Source organism: Rhodococcus gannanensis (genome assembly GCF_042681175.1).
GTDB classification, from domain to species: Bacteria; Actinomycetota; Actinomycetes; order Mycobacteriales; family Mycobacteriaceae; genus Rhodococcus_G; species Rhodococcus_G gannanensis.
This window is the reverse complement of the sequence record NZ_JBHUFB010000012.1, coordinates 359,738-377,720: the sequence shown is the minus strand read 5'-3', so window position 1 is coordinate 377,720 and position 17,983 is coordinate 359,738. Positions and strand designations below refer to the sequence as shown.

The 17,983-nt window shown below is 69.5% G+C and carries 18 protein-coding genes; 10 read left to right on the top strand and 8 right to left on the bottom strand.

All coding sequences use genetic code 11. The features are described from left to right. Nucleotides 1-57 precede the first annotated feature (57 nt). The 4 genes from fabG1 to ACFSJG_RS16475 all read left to right on the top strand — a co-directional run bounded on the left by fabG1 (nt 58) and on the right by ACFSJG_RS16475 (nt 3,125). Nucleotides 58-780, top strand: coding sequence for a 3-oxoacyl-ACP reductase FabG1 (gene fabG1, locus ACFSJG_RS16490; protein ID WP_378486305.1), 723 nt, complete (start codon nt 58-60; stop codon nt 778-780). A 54-nt stretch (nt 781-834) separates the two neighbouring features. Then, nucleotides 835-1,668 carry an NADH-dependent enoyl-ACP reductase InhA gene (gene inhA, locus ACFSJG_RS16485; protein ID WP_378486304.1) on the top strand — a complete coding sequence of 278 codons (834 nt, stop codon included), beginning with the start codon at nt 835-837 and terminating at the stop codon, nt 1,666-1,668. A gap of 4 nt (nt 1,669-1,672) precedes the next feature. Continuing rightward, nucleotides 1,673-2,725 (top strand): ferrochelatase, encoded by a 1,053-nt coding sequence (locus tag ACFSJG_RS16480; protein ID WP_378486303.1) that lies wholly within the window; start codon nt 1,673-1,675, stop codon nt 2,723-2,725. 91 nt (nt 2,726-2,816) lie between these two features. Continuing rightward, a complete protein-coding gene (locus tag ACFSJG_RS16475; protein WP_378486302.1) occupies nt 2,817-3,125 on the top strand; it encodes a hypothetical protein in 309 nt (102 codons plus the stop codon). An 18-nt stretch (nt 3,126-3,143) separates the two neighbouring features. Here the strand turns inward: ACFSJG_RS16475 and ACFSJG_RS16470 are convergent, their stop codons facing one another. Together ACFSJG_RS16470 and ACFSJG_RS16465 are read right to left on the bottom strand one after the other, a co-directional pair. Then, nucleotides 3,144-4,469, bottom strand: coding sequence for a type I glutamate--ammonia ligase (locus ACFSJG_RS16470; protein WP_378486301.1), 1,326 nt, complete (start codon nt 4,467-4,469; stop codon nt 3,144-3,146). Nucleotides 4,470-4,542: 73 nt separating this feature from the next. Further along, nucleotides 4,543-5,097, bottom strand: coding sequence for a TetR/AcrR family transcriptional regulator (locus ACFSJG_RS16465; protein ID WP_378486300.1), 555 nt, complete (start codon nt 5,095-5,097; stop codon nt 4,543-4,545). A gap of 71 nt (nt 5,098-5,168) precedes the next feature. Between ACFSJG_RS16465 and ACFSJG_RS16460 the strand changes: the two genes are divergently transcribed. After that, nucleotides 5,169-6,617 carry a carotenoid oxygenase family protein gene (locus tag ACFSJG_RS16460; protein WP_378486299.1) on the top strand — a complete coding sequence of 483 codons (1,449 nt, stop codon included), beginning with the start codon at nt 5,169-5,171 and terminating at the stop codon, nt 6,615-6,617. Between the two features lie 98 nt (nt 6,618-6,715). Next, entirely contained in the window at nt 6,716-7,174 is a 459-nt protein-coding gene (locus tag ACFSJG_RS16455; RefSeq protein WP_378486298.1) for an SRPBCC family protein, read from the top strand. Between the two features lie 36 nt (nt 7,175-7,210). On the opposite strand, the gene ACFSJG_RS16450 is transcribed toward ACFSJG_RS16455, so the two are convergent. Then, the gene (locus tag ACFSJG_RS16450) at nt 7,211-8,023 is read right to left on the bottom strand and encodes a hypothetical protein (RefSeq protein ID WP_378486297.1); all 813 of its coding nucleotides are present in this window, start codon (nt 8,021-8,023) and stop codon (nt 7,211-7,213) included. 52 nt (nt 8,024-8,075) lie between these two features. Here ACFSJG_RS16450 and ACFSJG_RS16445 point away from each other — a divergent pair, with 52 nt between their 5' ends. The 4 genes from ACFSJG_RS16445 to ACFSJG_RS16430 all read left to right on the top strand — a co-directional run bounded on the left by ACFSJG_RS16445 (nt 8,076) and on the right by ACFSJG_RS16430 (nt 11,440). Further along, on the top strand, nt 8,076-8,900 hold the full coding sequence (locus ACFSJG_RS16445; protein ID WP_378486296.1) for a DUF3097 domain-containing protein: 825 nt from the start codon (nt 8,076-8,078) through the stop codon (nt 8,898-8,900). Between the two features lie 65 nt (nt 8,901-8,965). Then, nucleotides 8,966-9,397: an NfeD family protein gene (locus ACFSJG_RS16440; RefSeq protein ID WP_050064250.1), complete on the top strand. Its 432-nt coding sequence runs from the start codon at nt 8,966-8,968 to the stop codon at nt 9,395-9,397. A 21-nt stretch (nt 9,398-9,418) separates the two neighbouring features. Continuing rightward, on the top strand, nt 9,419-10,606 hold the full coding sequence (locus ACFSJG_RS16435; protein ID WP_378486295.1) for an SPFH domain-containing protein: 1,188 nt from the start codon (nt 9,419-9,421) through the stop codon (nt 10,604-10,606). 21 nt (nt 10,607-10,627) lie between these two features. Continuing rightward, nucleotides 10,628-11,440 carry an HAD family hydrolase gene (locus ACFSJG_RS16430; protein ID WP_378486294.1) on the top strand — a complete coding sequence of 271 codons (813 nt, stop codon included), beginning with the start codon at nt 10,628-10,630 and terminating at the stop codon, nt 11,438-11,440. 1 nt (nt 11,441) lies between these two features. Here ACFSJG_RS16430 and otsB read toward each other — a convergent pair whose 3' ends face one another. The 5 genes from otsB to ACFSJG_RS16405 all read right to left on the bottom strand — a co-directional run bounded on the left by otsB (nt 11,442) and on the right by ACFSJG_RS16405 (nt 17,955). Beyond that, nucleotides 11,442-15,140 (bottom strand): trehalose-phosphatase, encoded by a 3,699-nt coding sequence (otsB, locus tag ACFSJG_RS16425; protein WP_378486293.1) that lies wholly within the window; start codon nt 15,138-15,140, stop codon nt 11,442-11,444. A 157-nt stretch (nt 15,141-15,297) separates the two neighbouring features. Then, complete coding sequence (locus ACFSJG_RS16420) at nt 15,298-15,807, bottom strand: hypothetical protein (RefSeq protein WP_378486292.1); 510 nt, start codon at nt 15,805-15,807, stop codon at nt 15,298-15,300. Further along, nucleotides 15,804-16,370, bottom strand: a complete 567-nt coding sequence (locus ACFSJG_RS16415) for a hypothetical protein (protein WP_378486291.1) — start codon at nt 16,368-16,370, stop codon at nt 15,804-15,806. The genes ACFSJG_RS16420 and ACFSJG_RS16415 overlap by 4 nt, the downstream gene beginning before the upstream one ends. A gap of 38 nt (nt 16,371-16,408) precedes the next feature. After that, on the bottom strand, nt 16,409-17,164 hold the full coding sequence (locus ACFSJG_RS16410; RefSeq protein WP_378486290.1) for a TVP38/TMEM64 family protein: 756 nt from the start codon (nt 17,162-17,164) through the stop codon (nt 16,409-16,411). Beyond that, nucleotides 17,158-17,955 (bottom strand): PaaI family thioesterase, encoded by a 798-nt coding sequence (locus tag ACFSJG_RS16405; RefSeq protein WP_378486289.1) that lies wholly within the window; start codon nt 17,953-17,955, stop codon nt 17,158-17,160. Before ACFSJG_RS16405 ends, ACFSJG_RS16410 begins: the two co-directional genes overlap by 7 nt. Nucleotides 17,956-17,983: the final 28 nt, after the last annotated feature.

The window sequence follows — 17,983 nt, the reverse complement described above, 5'->3', positions numbered from 1 at the left end:
GGGCGCCTGACAGAATGTGCTGCCGGCTGACTCTCCCACAACAGATAGGTTGATCGAATGTCGAACGCGTCCACCCCGTCCCGCTCCGTACTCGTGACGGGAGGCAACCGGGGCATCGGTCTCGCGGTCGCCCAGCGTCTCGCGGCGGACGGTCACAAGGTGGCGGTCACCCACCGGGGGTCCGGTGCGCCGGACGGGCTGTTCGCCGTCCAGTGCGACGTCACCGACGCCGATTCCGTGGACCGTGCGTTCAGTGAGGTCGAGGCCCACCAGGGTCCGGTCGAGGTGCTCGTCGCGAACGCGGGCATCACCGACGACACCCTCCTGATGCGCATGACCGAGGACCAGTTCACGAACGTCATCGACGCCAACCTGACCGGCGCCTTCCGCTGCGCCAAGCGGGCCAACCGGGCCATGCTGCGCGGCAAGTGGGGCCGGATGATCTTCCTCGGTTCCGTCGTCGGCATGGCCGGGCAGGCCGGCCAGATCAACTACGCGTCCTCCAAGGCCGGTGTCATCGGTCTCGCCCGCTCCGTCACCCGTGAACTCGGCTCGCGCAACATCACCGCGAACGTCGTCGCCCCCGGCTTCATCGAGACCGACATGACCGCGGACCTCTCGGACGACCTGCGCGAGACCGCGAAGAAGTTCATCCCGCTGCAGCGCCTCGGCAAGGCCGAGGATGTGGCCGCGGTGGTCTCCTTCCTCGCCTCCGAGGACTCGGCCTACGTGTCCGGTGCCGTCATCCCCGTCGACGGCGGCATGGGCATGGGTCACTGACCTCCGCCGAACCTTCTCGTACAGAACGACTTTCACCTCAAGAGGAGCACAACCATGGGCGGACTGCTCGAAGGCAAGACAATTCTCGTGACCGGCATCATCACAGATGCCTCCATCGCGTTCCACACCGCGAAGGTCGCTCAGGAGCAGGGCGCGAAGGTGATCATCACCGGCATCCCGGAGCGGTTGCGCCTGATCGACCGGATCGCCCAGCGCCTGCCGCAGCCGGTTCCGCCCGCGATCCCGCTCGACGTCACCGACGAGGAGTACCTCGGAGTGCTCGCCGACAAGGTTCGTGAGCTGGCACCCGACGGGCTCGACGGTGTCGTCCACTCGATCGCGTTCGCACCCAAGACCCTGATGGGCCCGGACGCCGTGCCCTTCCTGGAGGGTCCCGGACCGGACGTCTCGAAGGCGTTCGAGATCTCCGCGTGGAGCTACGCGTCCCTAGCCCGCGCCGTGCTGCCCGTCATGAACGAGGGTGGCTCGATCGTCGGCATGGACTTCGATCCGCGCACCGCGATGCCCGACTACAACTGGATGGGCGTGGCGAAGGCCGCCCTCGAGTCCGTCAACCGCTACGTCGCCCGCGAGGTCGGCTACGCCAAGAGGGTCCGCTCCAACCTGGTCGCGGCCGGCCCGATCAAGACCCTTGCCGCCAAGGCGATCTCGGGTACGGCCACCGACGACGCCAAGAAGCTGAACATGCTCAACGACTACTGGGACGGTGCCTCGCCCATCGGCTGGAACGTCGACGACCCGAGTGTTGTCGGCACCAGCGTCTGCGCCGTGCTGTCGGACTTCCTGCCCGCCACCACCGGCTCGATCATCTACGTCGACGGCGGCGCCAGCCACAACACCTGGTTCCCCGACAACTTCATGGGCTGAGATCGTGTACGACGCCCTCCTGCTGCTGTCCTTCGGTGGACCCGAACAGCCCGCCGACGTCCGACCGTTCCTCGAGAACGTGACCCGTGGCAGGGGGGTGCCGCCCGAGCGCCTCGACGAGGTGGTCGAGCACTACCTGCATTTCGGGGGGGTGTCGCCGATCAATCGCCTCAACCGCGACATCATCGCCGCGATCGAGGCCGAGTTCGCTTCTGCGGGAACAGATCTGCCGGTCTACTTCGGTAACCGCAACTGGCACCCGATGATCGAGGACACCGTCGCTCGCATGCGCGACGACGGTGTCCGGTCGGCGCTCGTGTTCCCCACCTCGGCCTGGGGCGGCTACTCGGGGTGCAGGCAGTACCACGAGGACGTCGCCCGGGCGCGGGAGGCCGTGGAGGGAGCACCGGAGCTGACCAAGCTGCGGCAGTACTACGACCATCCACTGATGATCGCCGCGTTCGCGGACGCGGTCACCGCCGCCCGCGACGAGTTGTCCGAGTCCCAGCGCGACGGTGCGCGGCTCGTTTTCACCGCACATTCGGTGCCGATCGCCGCGGACTCGACGGGCGGCCCTCGCGCAGACGGCGGCCGGCTGTACAGCCGTCAGGTCGCCGAGGCCGCGAGGTTGGTCGCGGCGGCCGTCGGGGCGGCGGAGTACGACCTGGTCTGGCAGTCGCGGTCCGGGCCGCCCCAGGTGCCGTGGCTCGACCCCGACATCTGCGATCACCTCGACACGGTCGCCGCCGCCGGCGCGCCCGCCGTCGTCGTATGCCCGATCGGCTTCGTGTCCGACCACCTCGAGGTCATCTGGGACCTGGACACCGAGGCCCGCGACCGGGCCGCCGACTTGGGACTCGGGTTCGCCCGTGCGGGTACGCCCGGTACCGATCCGCGGTTCGCGGCGATGATCGCGGAACTGGTCGCCGAGCGCATCGACGGTGTTCCGGCGCGCAGGCTCGGCAGCGAACCGTTGTACGGCGTCGGAACGAACGGTGCACTGTGCGCCGTCGAATGCTGTGTCCCGCCCGTTCGGCCGGGCCGCCCTACGGCCTGACAGGGTGGCGCGCCCCGCCGCCCTGGTGTCATGGGGTGTCACGGGGCAGGATGGGACGTGTCGTGAACGCTCCTACCGAGAGGAGTCGTCGATGACTCTCCTCAACACAGAACCGGTCCGCCCTTCGCGATCGCGGTTCGCTCCCGCCGTTCGTCGCGTTGCCGTCGTCGCCGCCGGCATCTGCGCGGTCTTCGTGCTCACCCCGCTGGGTGCGAGCGCGGCAACCGGCGACATGTACGTGAGCAATCCGCCGGAGGACAGGGACCTCATCGGCTACTGCCAGGACCAGGCACGGTTGGCGAACAACCTCGTTGAGAAGGGCGATTCCGATCGCGCTGTCGACGTGGTCGGTGCTGCGAACATCCGTGGTTGTCGGATCTACACCTTCGGCATGATGTGACGCGGGCGAGGTTCGCGGTCAGTTCGTCCAGGCGAATCTCAGCCGGGACGTCGACTCGTCCGCGGGCAGATCCCGGTAGCGTTCGAGCTCGTGGGACCGGACCCGGTGCACGGCCTCGCGCAGGAGCGGGGGGAACAGTTCCCGCGCCAGCGGTGAGCAGGCGAAACGCTCGAGCATCACGGACGGATCGGTGGGCAGCAGCCTGACCGCAGCCGCGGCGCGGTCCTGCGGGCTCAGGTCGGCCGGGTTGACCGTCACCTCCGGGGGCGGCGGCAGCCCGCGAGCGATGCCCGCGTGCGCCGCACCCAGCACCGCAGCGGACGCCAGATAGGGGTTGGCTGCCGGGTCGACGGGCTTGACCTCGATGTTCGCGCCCGCGGGATTGCCTGCGGTGTCGGTGCACAGGCGCACCGCGGCCTCCCTGTTCTCCAGCCCCCAGCAGCAGTGCACGCCTGCCCAGTTGTCGGGACGCATCCGCAGGTGGGACACCGCCGAACCGGTCAGGATCAGCGGGAGGTCGGGGAGCGCGGTGACCAGTCCGGCGATCGCGCCCGCGCCCGCGTCGGTGAGCCCGTGCGGCCCGAGACCGCCGGAGAACAGGGGAGATCCTCCCCGCCGCAGCGAGATGTGCAGGTGGGCGCCGTTCCCGGCACCGTCGGCGGTGGGTTGCGGGGAGAACGACGCGAGCATGCCGTTGGTGCGTGCGGCGGCGCACACCAGCGTCCGTGCCAGCACCGCGCGGTCCGCGGCCGCGACGGGGTCCGCCGGGCCGATCGAGAGTTCGAACTGATTCGGCCCGTACTCCGCATGAACCTGGTCGACGGGGAGTTCGGCGCGCTTGGCGGCCGTGAGCAGATTCCCGACGAACTTCCCCTGGCGCAGAATCGATTCGAGTCCGTACGCGGCCCAGTTGCCGTCGTCGAGGTTCCCGGCTGCGCCCGGAGACGGGAAGAGCGTGAACTCGAGTTCGTGGCCGATCCGCGCTGTCACACCGTCGGCGCGCAGTCTCGAGGCGGCGGTGCGCAGCGCGTGACGCGGGCACCCCGCGGAGGGTGTTCCGTCCTGATCGGTGAGATCGGCCGGAGCCCAGAGCGTTCCGTCTCCGAGGTCTCGCACCGTCTCCGCCGCGATCCGTAGCCGCAGATCGCCCACCACGGACAGGCTCGGCGTGAACGCCAGGTGGTCGTCGACACAGAACACCAGCCACGACGGCGAGACGCCCGCTCCCGCCGCGACGAAGACGTCGAGGCGGTCCGCGGGCATTGCCTTGGCGCGGGCCACCCCGGCCATGTCGACGAACGATCCGACGACCAGGCGGGGCCCGATGGGAGTCGATGCGGTCATGGACACTCGATCCGTGGGTCGCGTGCGGCGTGCGGATCCAGTGTCCCACCGCGGTGGTGGTGGGCGCGGGGTGTCAGGCGGTGGCGCGGGGGTGTAGCGCCTCCGCGACATACGACGCGACCTGGGCGTGCGAGACGTACCGGGCGGGGGAGAGCAGCTCGGCGAAGACGACGCTGACCAGGAACTCGACCGCGGAGGCGGGGTCCGGTGACAGGTGGGGAGCGAGGGGTGACTCCTTCACGAACACGAGCGTCCGCTCGGTCACGACGTCGACGAGGGTGGGCTGGTCGCCGCCGCGGACGAGCCACGGAGTCAGTGTCGATCCGTCGATCCGTAGTGCGGCCTGGAGCGGGGCGTTGTCGGTGAGGTGGTCGAGGACGGCGCGGACCAGCATTCGCGTCGTCTCCCGGGGCTCGTCCGCGAACTTCACGCGGCTCCGGACGAGGGTTTCGAGGTCGCGCAGCTCGGCGTGGACGAGGGCGTCCACCAGCTGCTCCTTGGAGGAGAACCGCCGGTACACGGTGGCCCGGCTGATGCCCGCTTCGCGTGCGACCGCGGTGAGATTCAGCGCGGTCAGTCCATTGCGTTGTACGAGCGATCTGGCGGCGGTGAGAACCTCGTCGGACATTGCGTCATCCTAGCGTGTCATTGATGAGACTCTATTGACTAAACAGTCTCACAGGTGCAACATCCTCGACCATGACCGTCTCGCAACATTCTGGGTCCGGATCGGTTGCCGACCTCGGCTCATCGCCCTGGGACTCCCAGCACTCGGAACACGACTACCGCGTCACCGACATCGAGGGCCGCATCCCCGAGCAGTTGCGGGGCGTCCTGTACCGCATCGGCCCCGGGCGCCTCGACGTCGCGGGTCATCCCGTCGACCACATCTTCGACGGCGACGGCATGATCTCCCGCGTCGAGTTCTCCGACGAGGGCGTCCGCTTCCGCAATCGCTATGTGCGGACCCGCAGCTTCGACACCGGCAACCGGGTGGGCAGGCCGCCGCGAGGGTTCGGCACGCAGCGTCCGGGCGGCGCTCTCGCCAACGTGCTCCGCTTCCCCGCGAACATGTCGAACACCAACGTGCTCCGGCACGGAGACCATCTGTACTCGCTGTGGGAGGGCGGGCGGCCCTACCGGCTCGACCCCGACACCCTCGAGACGCTGGGGTGTGAGAGCTTCGGTGGAGCGCTCACCCGACTCGGCGCGTTCTCCGCCCACCCGAAGACCGATCCCCGCACCCGTGAGGTGTTCAACTTCGGGCTGGACTTCTTTCCCCGCCCGATGATCCGCTGCTACCGCATATCGGCGGCCAGCGCGTTCTCCGAGGTGCGCACCTTCCCGATTCCGCGGCTTGCGTTCGTGCACGACTTCGCCCTCACCGAACGGCATCTGGTGTTCGTGATCGACCCGATCGTCGTGCGGCGTCCCGTTCCCGTGATACTCGGGCTGCGGCCCTTCGACCGGGCCCTGTCGTACGTCCCGGAGCTCGGTACGACGGTCGTGCTGGTTCCGCGGGACGGCGGCGAACCGGTGCGGATCGAGCACGACGCGCTGTTCCACTTCCACGTCAACAACGCCTACGAGGACGGCGGCGACACCGTCGTCGACCTGGTCGCGCATGATTCGAGCGCAGGCTGGGACGGCTGGAACGGGCACCTGCACGACTACCGGGGAACCCCCGGGCCCGCGTTCGGCGGACAGCTGAGACGGCTGCGCGTCACCTCCCGCCGCGGGCGGGTGACCGAGGAAACCCTCGCGGACGCCGGCTGCGAGTTCCCGCAGCTCGACCAGCGTCGGGCCACCACCGCGCACCGTCACAGCTATGTCGCGTCCGCATCGGTCACCGGTGGCAACCCGGATTCGGTCGCCACGATCGACCACGAGACCGGTGCGATCCGCTCGTTCGTCGTCGGGGACGGGAACACCGTCTGCGAACCGCTGTTCGCGGCGTCGTCGCCGACGGCGGCCGAGGGCGACGGCTGGCTGCTGACTATCGAACACCAAGCGGAGCAGCGCCGATCGAGGGTGCTGGTGCTACCGGCGGACCGGCCCGATCTCGGCCCGGTCGCCGCGATCGGCCTGCGACACCACGTCCCGATGACCTTCCACGGCGCGTTCGAGGCGCGTGCGCAGGGCCGATGACGGGCGACGCTCCGACGAGGGACGCCGGGCGCCGGTCCGATCACGAGTCGCGCATACTCTGGCGAACGTTCGGTCGGTGCAGGAGTGGAGGAGTTCGCATGGGAGTGAGACTCGAAGTGTCGCGCGACATCGCCGCGTCGCCGGCGGCGGTGTATGCGGTGATCTCCGACGTCACCCGGATGGGGGAGTGGTCGCAGGAGTGCCACACCTGCCACTGGCACGACGGCGTCGACGGTCCGTCGGTCGGCGCGACGTTCGACGGGCACAACCGCAACGGCGACCACGAGTGGACCACCCAGGGCACGGTCGTCGAGGCCGAGCCGGGCATCGGGTTCGCCTTCGACTGCTCGATGCACGGCGTCCACTACGCCACCTGGGGCTATCGCATCGAGCCTGTCGAGGGTGGATGCCGGGTCACGGAATGGACCGACGATCTACGGACCGAGCAGGCGCGGGCGTACGGCGCACGAGTGTCCGGCGTCGAGGACCGCGCGGCCCGGAACCGCCAGACCATGAGCGACACCCTGGACAGGATCGCGGCGGCAGTCGAAGCCTGATCGCCCGCGTGAACACGAAGTGGGCAGGTCAACCGATCAGGCGCGTGGCTGGTAACAGTACACACCGGCCGCGACGGCGGCGGTCCGGGCGCTGCGCACCGCTGCCCACAACGGGCGCAGAGTGTCGTCCCGGGCCGCCGTGCCCGCCGCGGTCTGGGCGCGTCCCGACGACTCGCCCGCAACGGTGAGGATCGCGGCGACCTGGTCGGCGGTGTCCAGGATCCGCAGCACCCGCGGTGGCGTGCCGTCCGGAGTGGTGCGATGAGCGACGTCCGCGAGTGCCGCCGCGATCCGGATGCGCGGGTCGCCGTCGTCCGCCGAGAATCCGCCCCGCATCGACGACAGCGCGTCCGCGGCGTCGCGGACAGCCTCCCGAAGTGCGAACTCGGCCTCACCCAGCCCGGTGGACCCGGTGGGCAGGGGCAGCGCAGGTACCCCGAACACGGTCCAGCGCAACACGTCCGGACCCTCCACCGTCGGGACGATGCCGATCCCGGGCTCACCGGGAGCGCCGACGAGGACTCCCTGCCCGGCGTCGAGCGCCGCCGACGCGAACGAGGTACCCACGGGCAGCCCCCGGACGTCACCTGCCGCGGGCAGCACGAGGGCCGGCGCCGCGCCGGGGGTCGCGGCGGTCACCGCGCGCACCGCCTGCAACAGCGTCACCGGTCCGGCATCGGTGGGGTCGGGCCACGGCAGGTCCCAGCGCAGCGCGACCTCGGCGTCGGCGGCCGACACGAGATGCATCGGCGCCCACGCCCGGACGGCGTCGATCACGTCGTCCGGCGACGTGGCGCCGGCGAGCCACGACGCCGACCACAGGGTGAGGGTGATGCTGGGGCAGGACACGGTATCCAAGCTTAGGACCCGCGGGCGGCGGTGAACACTAGCCTGGTTCACCGTGAGTGGACGCGACATGTACGCAGGAAACATCTTCGACGGGCACACCAGGAGGCGGGCCCGGGAGTACCCGAAGGTGCCCGCCGATCGGGGTCTCGTCGTCGAGGACGCCGCGACCGGATGGTGCGGTGCGGTCGTCGGGATGGAGAAGACCTACGACGGCGACTACGTGCGCCTGGAGGACGCCCGGAAGCAGACGAGGCTGTTCGCGATGCGCGAGGCCGCGTTCCTCGTGGACGGCAAGCCCGTCACCCTCGTCCGGCCCACGGTGACGAAGCCCGCCGCACCGACCCGTTCCGCGTCCGGTTCGACTCGTGTCGAGGGGGTGCAGGCCCGTGTCGCGCTGCCGAGCCGGATCTGGGTCGAGGGCGTGCACGACGCGGCGATCGTCGAACGGGTGTGGGGGCACGACCTGAGGGTGGAGGGCGTCGTCGTCGAGCAGCTGGAGGGCCTCGACAATCTCGCCGAGCGACTCGCGGATTTCGGGCCCGGTCCGGGCCGGAAGGTGGGTGTGCTCGCCGACCATCTCGTCGAGGGGTCGAAGGAGACCGCCATGACGCAGGGGCTCGGGCCGTACGTGATGGTGACGGGACATCCCTACATCGACGTCTGGCAGGCGGTGCGACCGAAGTCCGTCGGGATCGCGGCGTGGCCGACGATTCCGCGCGGACAGGACTGGAAGACGGGAATCTGCCGCGAACTCGGTTGGGGCACACCGCAGGACGGATGGCGTCGGGTGTACGGCGCGGTGTCGAGCTTCCGTGACCTCGAGGCTCCGCTGATCGGGGCGGTCGAACGGCTCGTGGATTTCGTGACCGTCGACTGACGCCTGCGGACACCGGGGGAGTCGGGCCCGCCCGTTCGCCGCTCGCCGTGGCTAGAGTGGGTGATGTGGCAGCGGTGATCTGGTTGGTGGGCGGCGTACTGCTCGCGGCGGCGGAGGCGGCCACGGGTGACTTCTTCCTGCTCATGCTCGCGGGAGGCGCCCTGTCGGCAGCCGGTTTCAGCGCGCTGACGGATCTGCCGGTCTGGGTCGACGCGCTGGTCTTCGCGCTGGTGTCTGCGGCGCTGATCGTCGGCGTCCGGCCCGCGCTGCTGCGTCGCTACGCCCAGCCGCCCGTGCTCCCTACGAACACTGCCGCGCTGCCCGGCAAACACGCGCTCGTGCTCGAAGAGGTGTCCGAGCATCAGGGTCAGGTCAAGCTCGCCGGTGAGGTCTGGACCGCCCGTCCGCTCGACCACACCGAGGTCTATCCGCAGGGAACCACCGTCACCGTGATGGAGATCGACGGTGCGACCGCCGTCGTGTGGCGGGGTCCGTAGAACCCAAGGGGGAATGAACACATGGCCGCACTGATCGTGCTGGCGGTGATCGTCGTACTCGTGGTGATCGTCGTGGCGAAGTCCGTCGCGTTGGTCCCGCAGGCCGAGGCCGCTGTGATCGAACGACTCGGTCGCTACCAGCGCACCGTGTCGGGACAGCTGACGCTGCTGGTGCCGTTCGTCGACAAGATTCGCGCCAAGGTGGACCTGCGCGAGCGGGTCGTCTCGTTCCCGCCGCAGCCGGTGATCACCCAGGACAACCTGACCCTGAACATCGACACCGTCGTCTACTTCCAGGTGACGAACCCGCAGGCCGCGGTGTACGAGATCAACAACTACATCGTCGGCGTCGAGCAGCTGACCACCACCACGCTGCGCAACGTGGTCGGCGGCATGACCCTCGAGGAGACGCTGACCTCTCGCGACTCGATCAACGGGCAACTGCGCGGCGTCCTCGACGAGGCGACCGGGCGATGGGGTCTGCGTGTCGCCCGCGTCGAGCTCAAGAGCATCGATCCGCCGCCGTCGATCCAGGAGTCGATGGAGAAGCAGATGAAGGCGGACCGCGAGAAGCGCGCGATGATCCTCACCGCCGAGGGCACCCGCGAGTCCGCGATCAAGACCGCCGAGGGCGCCAAGCAGAGTCAGATCCTCGCGGCCGAGGGCGCCAAGCAGGCCGCCATCCTCGACGCCGAGGGCGAGCGGCAGTCGCGAATCCTGCGCGCGCAGGGTGAGCGGGCCGCGAAGTACCTGCAGGCGCAGGGGCAGGCCAAGGCCATCGAGAAGGTGTTCGCCGCCATCAAGGCCGGGAAGCCGACGCCGGAACTGCTTGCGTACCAATACCTTCAGACGCTGCCGCAGATGGCGCAGGGCGACGCGAACAAGGTGTGGCTGGTGCCCAGCGACTTCGGTGACGCACTCAAGGGCTTCGCGAAGACTCTCGGTGCGCCGGGTGACGACGGGGTGTTCCGCTACGAGCCGAGCAGCGAGGAGGCCGCTTCGGGGCCGGTCGACGACTCCGAGGAGGTGGCCGACTGGTTCGAGGTCAAGTCCGACCCGGCGGTCGCGAAGGCTGTTGCCGCGGCCGAAGCGGTCGCGAACAAGCCGGTGGCGTCGTCTCTGCTGCCCGAGCACGAACTGCCGACGACACCGGGACAGCACGCGTTGCCGTCGCAGGAGCAGTCGGAGGGCGAGCAACTCCAGGGTTGATCGGAAGTCGGAGGTCCCGTCGTGACACCACCGGTCGAGGACGAGCCGGGGCGAGGCCCCGGAGTGATCCTCCGTGGCCGGGAATTCTCGGCGGTGATCTTCGACCTGGACGGCGTGATCACCGATACCGCGGCGGTACACCGGCGGGCCTGGGCCGCCGTCTTCGACGAGTTCCTGGCCCGACACCACCGCGAGCAATCGGGGTTCAGCGAACAGGACTACCTGGCCTACGTGGACGGGAGGAATCGCGCGGACGGGGTCCGGTCCTTCCTCGACTCCCGGTCGATCACCCTGCCGGAAACGACTGCGGAAGACGAACCGGCCGCCGCGAGCGTGGCCGCGCTCGCGGAGCGGAAGGACAGGTTGTTCCACGAGTTGCTCGACGCGGAGGGGCCCCACCCCATCGCACCCACCGTTGACCTCATCCGGCGACTCCGGTCCGCCGGGGTGCCGGTCGCAGTGGTCAGCGCGAGCCGCAACGCCGCGACCGTACTCAGCCGGGCCGAAGTCGCTGTCGACGTGCGCGTCGACGGCATCGACGCCGACCGCCTCGGCCTGCCGGGGAAACCGGATCCGGCGCTGTTCCTCGAGGCCGCCCGACGGCTGCGGCTCGATCCGACCGACGCGGTCGTGGTCGAGGACGCCGAATCCGGTGTCGCGGCCGCGAAGAGGGGTGGGTTCGGTCAGGTCGTCGGGATCGCGACCGCTGGGCACGCCTCGGCTCTCGAGCGAAGCGGCGCAGACGTGGTGGTACCGGACGTCGCCGCGCTGACCTGGTCCACCACGCCCGCGGTCGAGCGCAGGCGTCGTCCGGATCGCATCCAGGGCGGGTGAGTCAGTCCAGGGTGACCGTCTCGCCGGGCCGCAACTCTCTCACCTGGCCGTGACACATGATCGTGATCGGTCGTTGATGGCCGGCCCCGGACTGCACAGTGACCTTGCGTCCGCTCACGGTGAGCCACAGCTGGTGCCCCCGATACTTGATCGGAAACTCCAGATCGCCGAGGTTCTCCGGCCAGTAGGGTGCGAAAACCAGCATGTCGCCACGGGTTTCGAGTCCGGTGAAGCATCGCTGCAGCAGATCGACACTGCCCGCCATCGCCGCGAGATGGATACCCTCGGCCGTCGTGCCGCCCTGGATGTCGGTGATGTCGGAAGCGAGGACACTCTCGAAGTACTCCAGTGCCTGGTCGCGGTTGAGGCGGGCCAGGACCCAGGACAGCACCACCGCACTCAGGGTCGAACCGTGTGAGGTCCGGGCGACGTAGTACTCGACGGTGCGCGTGATGTCGTCGGGTTCGAACCGATATCCGAGCCGCCCGAACAGATCTCGCAGTTCGTCGGCCGAGAGCAGGTAGTACAGCATCAACACGTCCGCCTGTTTGGACGCGCGGTAGCGGTTGACGTCGTCGCCCTCGGCCTCGAGGATGCGGTCGAGTCGTCGAATGTCTCCGTAACGCTGCCGGTAGCCGTCCCAGTCGAGTTCGATCAGATCGCCATAGCCTTCGAACTGGCTGATGACCCCATCATGGAACGGTACGAACATGGAACGGGAGATCTCCTCCCACCGGGCCAGCTCCGGCGCGTTCAGGTGCAGGCTGTCGAGAAGCTCGGTTCGGCGAGGATCGGCGACGGCATCGAGTGAATCGAGGGCACGCAGAATCACCCATACCGCCATGACATTCGTGTACGCGTTGTTGTCGACCCCGTCGTACGGCGCCTCCGGATAGCCGGAGTGGAATTCGTCCGGGCCCATCACGGCGCGGATGACGAACCGGGACCGCGACCGGTCGAAGGACGCGAGGCCGGCGAAGAACCGGGCGATCTGGAGTAACATCTCGGCGCCGTAGTTGGCGAGGAACTCGAGGTCGTCGGTCATCTGGTAGTACTGCCACACGTTGTACGCGACCGCGACACCGATGTGGTGCTGTCGCCAGCTCGCGTCCGGAAGCCACCGCCCCGAGCTGGGATTCAGGTGCAGTTGCTGGCTCTCCTCCCGGCCGTCGCTGCCCGACTGCCACGGGAACATCGCGCCCCGGTGTCCGGCGGCGCGCGCCGCGCGACGGGCCTCGGGCAGCCGGCGATACCGGTAGCGCAGCAGTGACCGGGTGAGCTCCGGCGCCCGCAGCGTCAACACCGGGAACACGAACAGCTCGTCCCAGAAGATGTGGCCGCGATATGCCTCCCCGTGCAAGCCGCGGGCCGGGATACCCACGTCCAGGTCGGCGGTGTTCCGCGAGACCGTCTGCACCAGGTGCACGAGGTGGAACCGGAGGAGTCGCGACGCCTCCGGCCGGCCCGCGATGTCGATGCCGATCCTGTCCCACAGGTGCTCCCAGGCCAGGGCATGACCTGCCAGGAGATCCTCGAATCCCTCCACCCCTGACAGCAGACGTTGCGCCTCGTCATCGGGATCGGACACGGCGTGGTCGCGTCCGGTGAACAGGGTTGCCGTCTTGTCGACCGTGACGGATCGCCCGGCCTCGAGTTCGAGCGAGATGTCGTGGCCGGCGACACCGTCGGTGTCGAACCATCGGCGCCGGGACGTGCACGGCGCGCCGTCACGGAGCACCACGGTCCGCGCCGCGACCGCGATCGGTATGCGGGACTGATTGGTCTCCACTGTCAGCAGGACCGAGTCCGGCGGCAACTCGGTCGCCCGGATGCGGCTCAGGTGATCGGAGGCCAGGTCGCGGTATCGGTCGACGAGGGTGTTGCGCACCGAACCGTCCACCGCCGAGCGGAACTCGATGGTTCCCGACCAGTCCTCGGCCACGACAGTCGTCTGCAGCGCGCAGACGTGGGGGCGATGCATCGCGACGAACCGCCGCTGGAGAACCGCCGTCGTCCGGCCCTCAGCATCGCGGAATCGGAGGCGACGGGTGAGAACCGCCCGGCGCAGGTTGAGATTCTGGTGGTGCTCGAGCAGTTCGACCTCGTCGACGTCGAACCACGGCCCGCCGTCGATACGGAACGTGATCGGCAGCCAGTTCGGTACGTTGACCATGCTCTCGTTCGAGATGAGGACGCCCTGTCGTTCGTCGCGCAGGCGGTTGAAGAGTCCGGCCACGTAGGTGCCCGGATAGTGCCTGGGCCCCGCTGCCGCCTCGGGTGCGCAACCGCGGGTTGCGAAGTAGCCGTTGCCCACGGTGCACAGTGCCTCGCGCAACTTCTCGGTCTCCGGATCGTAGCCGTCGAAGTGCAGGATCCAGCCCCCGTCCCGGGATGCGGTCGGCGAGTCCCGTTCCACGTTGTCGGCGAGCCGGTGCAGCAGTTCGCGCACCTGGTCCGGGCCGTCGACCGCGAACAGCGCAGCCGACCGCCGATTCGCGGCCTCCGCGCTGCGCACCACGATGCCGAAGCCCTTGGCGGGTAGTGAATCGAACGCGTCCTCGTCGGTGAGATCGTCACCGGCATGGATCGGGAGGAGCGCGTCGACATCGACCGGTGGGCAGAGTGGATCGGCGGTGCCGTCGCTCGACGCGTTGATGCGATCGAGGATCCACCGCAGGGCCCGGCCCTTGTCCCAGCGGACGTCGGGACGCAGCTCGATCACCTTGCGGCCGAATGTGATCCGGAGTGCGTCTTCGCCGGTACCGACTTCGTGCACGGTGCTCGCGACCTCGTCGACACGATCGGCGGGCACGTTCCGGTAGTGGACGGCGACGGTGAACCGCTTGGGCTCCACCAGCACACCCTGGACGTGACGGAGACGTTCCTCGAGCATCCGCGTGACCCGCTCGAGCGCGGGCCTGGCGGCCAGCGCCACCGGATTCTCGTACCTCTCGCCGGTGGGGCCGAGGAGGTCGAGGCCGTGGCTTCCCCCGTACCAGATTCCGGGAACACCCACTCGGGTCCGGATATCGGTCAGGTCGCGACCGCTGATCACCGCGACAGGACAGTGGGCCGCCAGCCGGGTCAGAGCGTCGGCGGCGCCGTCGACGAGCACGGCCGCCGCCGGGTCGCCCACGATGTCGGCCAGTGTGCCGTCGAAGTCGAGGAAGACAACAGGCCGGCGGACACAGAGCGGTGCCGCCAGCTCGTTGCGGGCCGTCAGGGCGGGCGGAATGTCGGACAGTCGACGGTCGCCGGCTCGGAGTTCGACGTCCGAGACGTCCGCGACGACCACGTCGGCGCCCCGGTGCAGTAGTTCGTCCACGCGGCACAGGTCGGGGTCGACGCCGATCACCAGTGCGAAGCCGTTGCGGTGCGCCTGTGCGATGACATCCGGGGCGGAAGCGATGAGGACCGCGTCCGCGACGGAAGCGCCGAGTCCGGCCACGGTGTCCTCCGGTGCCGCCTCGACCACACGGACCGGAGTACGGCGCGCGACCTCCGCAGGGGGACCGCCTGCGGCGGCATTGCTCGCAGACACGGCGCAGGGGAGACCGCAGCGCTGGACCCGATCGACCATGACGATGGTTGATTCCACGCTGCGCGCCCCGTCGACGGAATCGAGGTCGAGGGCGACGGCGCGATGCCGTCGCAGATCTATCACAGGTCGAACCGAGCCCCGGGTGTGCGCATCCGGCATGCGTATCGCCTGCTCTCCGAACGGATCACGGCCTGAGGTCAGGGTACGTCGGCCCGGGTCTCGTTGGGAAGGACACCGCTCTGCACTGTCGGTGGCCGATCGGCAGGCCGGGTCCGGCAGCGGCGCGTGACCGACCGTTCGAATCAGGTGACTCGGATCAGGTGATGAGGGCGTGCGCGACCCCGGTGACGGCGACCGCCCACAGCACCGAGGTGAACGTGCCGATGATGAACTGTTCCGACGCGTGCGGCTCGCGTAGTTCGGGATAGCGGGCCAGTCCCTTGACCGCGAGGACGATCGCCAGGCCCTCCGGCCAGCCGGCGAGGATCGCGACGGCGACCGCGACGCGTTCGAGGACGCCGATGGTGCGCCCGCCGCGGAGCGGCCCCTCGTCGGGTCGGGCGCCGGATTCGGAGCGGCGGCGCGCGATCCGGAAGGCCGCGAGCACCAGGGGAGCGCCGCCGGTCGCGGCCGCCGCCACCGCGATGACGAGGGTCGCGCCGAGGGCGAAGCCGGTGACGGGACGCGTTGCCGTCGTGGCGAGCGCGCTGCCTCCGAGTGCGAGCGTGGTCACGACGGGTGCGATCCAGGTGGGGATCCGCTTGGCGGACAGGACGAGCGGTGCGATCGCTGCGACGGCGAGCAGGATCAGTGCCAGTGCTGTCATCGGTCGGCGGCCTCCAGCAGTTGCGTCGCGAGCCGGCGGCCCGCTTCCTCGGCCTGCCAGCCTGCCACCGACAGTCGTTGTGACATGGCTTGTTTGCTGATGCCCAGGTGGTCGGCCGCGTCGGACTGCGTCATTCCGGCGCGCATCGCAGCGACAGCGGCGTGGCCGGCGGCGGAGCGTCGGGACACGGTCACCGACAGGAGCATGAGTGCGGCCTCGGCGTTCGGCGCGCCGTCGACGGCGATCGATCCGGGTAGGTTCTTGGCTCGCTCGACCGCGCGACGGGCCGCCTCGAATGCCGGTCCACGTCCGGCCCGGGTGCTGGCGGGCAGCGGCTGCTCAACGGGCCCGACACCGATGCCGACGCTCCAGTGGCCGGTTGCGGCGGTTGCCAGGGCGATGTCGACGACGAGTTCGGCGTCGTCGGTGACCGCTTGCGCCTCGTCGCCCGCGGTGCGCTCGAACGGCCTGAGCAGGGCGCGGCCCGAATACTGTTCGAGCAGGTCGGGGACGCGGTCCACGTCGCGTCGGCTGCGGCGCTGGTCGATCGTCAGCACGAACATGCATCAAGGTTAGAAACTTGATTTGATCAAGTCAAGGATTAAGGCTTGATTGTGGCCGATCCAGTCTCCAGCCCTGCCGCCGCCCGCGCCTCCTCGAGCGTCAGGTCGGGTTCGGCGGGCACCCCGAGACGCGCGTCGACGACCAGTCCCACCATCCCGAGCAGCAGGCACGCACCCGACAACGCGAGCAGGGCGGGGGACGTGTCGCCGCCGATGGCGTCGCCGAGCACGACCACCCCGACGGTCCCGGGCACGATGCCCACGATCGTCGCCAGGATGTACGGCAGGAATCGGATGGACGACAACGCGGCGCAGTAGTTCGTGATCGAGAACGGCACCGGTGCGATCAGTCTCAGCGACCCGACCGCCAGCCAACCCCGCCGTGCCAGCCGATCGTCGATCCGCTGCACCGCGGGATGCGTCAGATACCCAGCCACCACGTCCCGGCCCAGTGCCCGGACCAGCACCAGCGCGATCGCCGCGCTGACAGTGGTCGCACCCGCCGCCAGCGAGATGCCGACCACGGGCCCGAACAGCAGGCCTGCCGCGAGGGTGAACACCGTTCGCGGCACCGGCGCGACCGTCACGATCGCGTGCACCACGAAGAAGGCGACCGGAAACGCCGGGCCGAGGGAATCCGACCACTCCCGCATCCGATCGATCGTCGGCAGCGGGACGAACAGTGCGACCGCGACGAGTGCGAGAAGAAGTACCGCGAGACCCAGCACCTTCGGGTTGCGCAGCAGTCGGGACAGCTCCAGGTTGCGCAGCAGTCGGGCCGCGGACCTCAGCACGACGCGGCGTCGTCGGGGTTCCGCCGCAGCGTGACGGTCGCGGTCGAGCACTCTCGGCCCGAGGACGACAGTGCGGAGACCCGGACCACGCACACCCGGTGTCCCGCCCGCAGAACGGTTGCGTCGAACACGGTCGCGGCGTCGACGAGCACGGGTGTGAAGAAGTTCACGGTCAGCGAGGCCGTCCGCATCGAGCTGCCGGCCGCCGCGGTGGCCGCCACGTCGTGGGCGCAGGTCAGGATGCCGCCGTGCATGCTTCCGATGGCGTTCGCGAGCACGGGGTTGGGTGGAACGGTCAGCCGTGCCCCGGCCTCGGTCGACTCGAGAGTGCCGCAGAGCGCCTCGATCGGGCCGGCCACGCCCGCAGGCAGGGGAGCGGGTGTGATCTCCGTCGCAATGGGACGGGTCTGTGTGACCCCGTCCACGAACGACCCCCACAGAGTCGCGCGGGCGATCAGTGCACCCGCGCCGTCCACGATTCGAGCGGAGGCGAGGCCACCGTCCCGGTCGAGCGTCTCGACCGTGCCGTCGGCCGTCAGGTGCGGACCGTGCCATCCGGTCGGCCGGGCGTAGTCGACAGACAGGGTGGCGCTGACCAGGCCGTCCCGGTCGCCGCGGCGGTGGTAGAGGGTGAACCCGAGGATGTCGTCGACCAGCACCCCGAGTGCGGCCGTGCTCGCCTCGCCCTCGCCCAGGGTCATCGTCATCCGATTGACGTCACCGATGCGGACCGCCCGGCTCACCCCGAACAGCGACTGGGGGGTGGCGCCCAGGTCGGTGGCAATGCTCATACCCGTGAGGTTACCGAACGTTAGATCG

Excerpts from the sequence above, each read along its gene's own strand:
- inhA (WP_378486304.1), top strand. The coding sequence starts at position 835 with ATGGGCGGACTGCTCGAAGGCAAGACAATTCTCGTGACCGGCATCATC.
- ACFSJG_RS16405 (WP_378486289.1), bottom strand. The coding sequence starts at position 17,955 with ATGAGCATTGCCACCGACCTGGGCGCCACCCCCCAGTCGCTGTTCGGG.
- ACFSJG_RS16455 (WP_378486298.1), top strand. The coding sequence starts at position 6,716 with ATGGGAGTGAGACTCGAAGTGTCGCGCGACATCGCCGCGTCGCCGGCG.
- ACFSJG_RS16465 (WP_378486300.1), bottom strand. The coding sequence starts at position 5,097 with ATGTCCGACGAGGTTCTCACCGCCGCCAGATCGCTCGTACAACGCAAT.
- ACFSJG_RS16475 (WP_378486302.1), top strand. The coding sequence starts at position 2,817 with ATGACTCTCCTCAACACAGAACCGGTCCGCCCTTCGCGATCGCGGTTC.
- fabG1 (WP_378486305.1), top strand. The coding sequence starts at position 58 with ATGTCGAACGCGTCCACCCCGTCCCGCTCCGTACTCGTGACGGGAGGC.
- ACFSJG_RS16435 (WP_378486295.1), top strand. The coding sequence starts at position 9,419 with ATGGCCGCACTGATCGTGCTGGCGGTGATCGTCGTACTCGTGGTGATC.
- ACFSJG_RS16415 (WP_378486291.1), bottom strand. The coding sequence starts at position 16,370 with ATGTTCGTGCTGACGATCGACCAGCGCCGCAGCCGACGCGACGTGGAC.
- ACFSJG_RS16420 (WP_378486292.1), bottom strand. The coding sequence starts at position 15,807 with ATGACAGCACTGGCACTGATCCTGCTCGCCGTCGCAGCGATCGCACCG.
- ACFSJG_RS16460 (WP_378486299.1), top strand. The coding sequence starts at position 5,169 with ATGACCGTCTCGCAACATTCTGGGTCCGGATCGGTTGCCGACCTCGGC.
- otsB (WP_378486293.1), bottom strand. The coding sequence starts at position 15,140 with ATGCCGGATGCGCACACCCGGGGCTCGGTTCGACCTGTGATAGATCTG.
- ACFSJG_RS16470 (WP_378486301.1), bottom strand. The coding sequence starts at position 4,469 with ATGACCGCATCGACTCCCATCGGGCCCCGCCTGGTCGTCGGATCGTTC.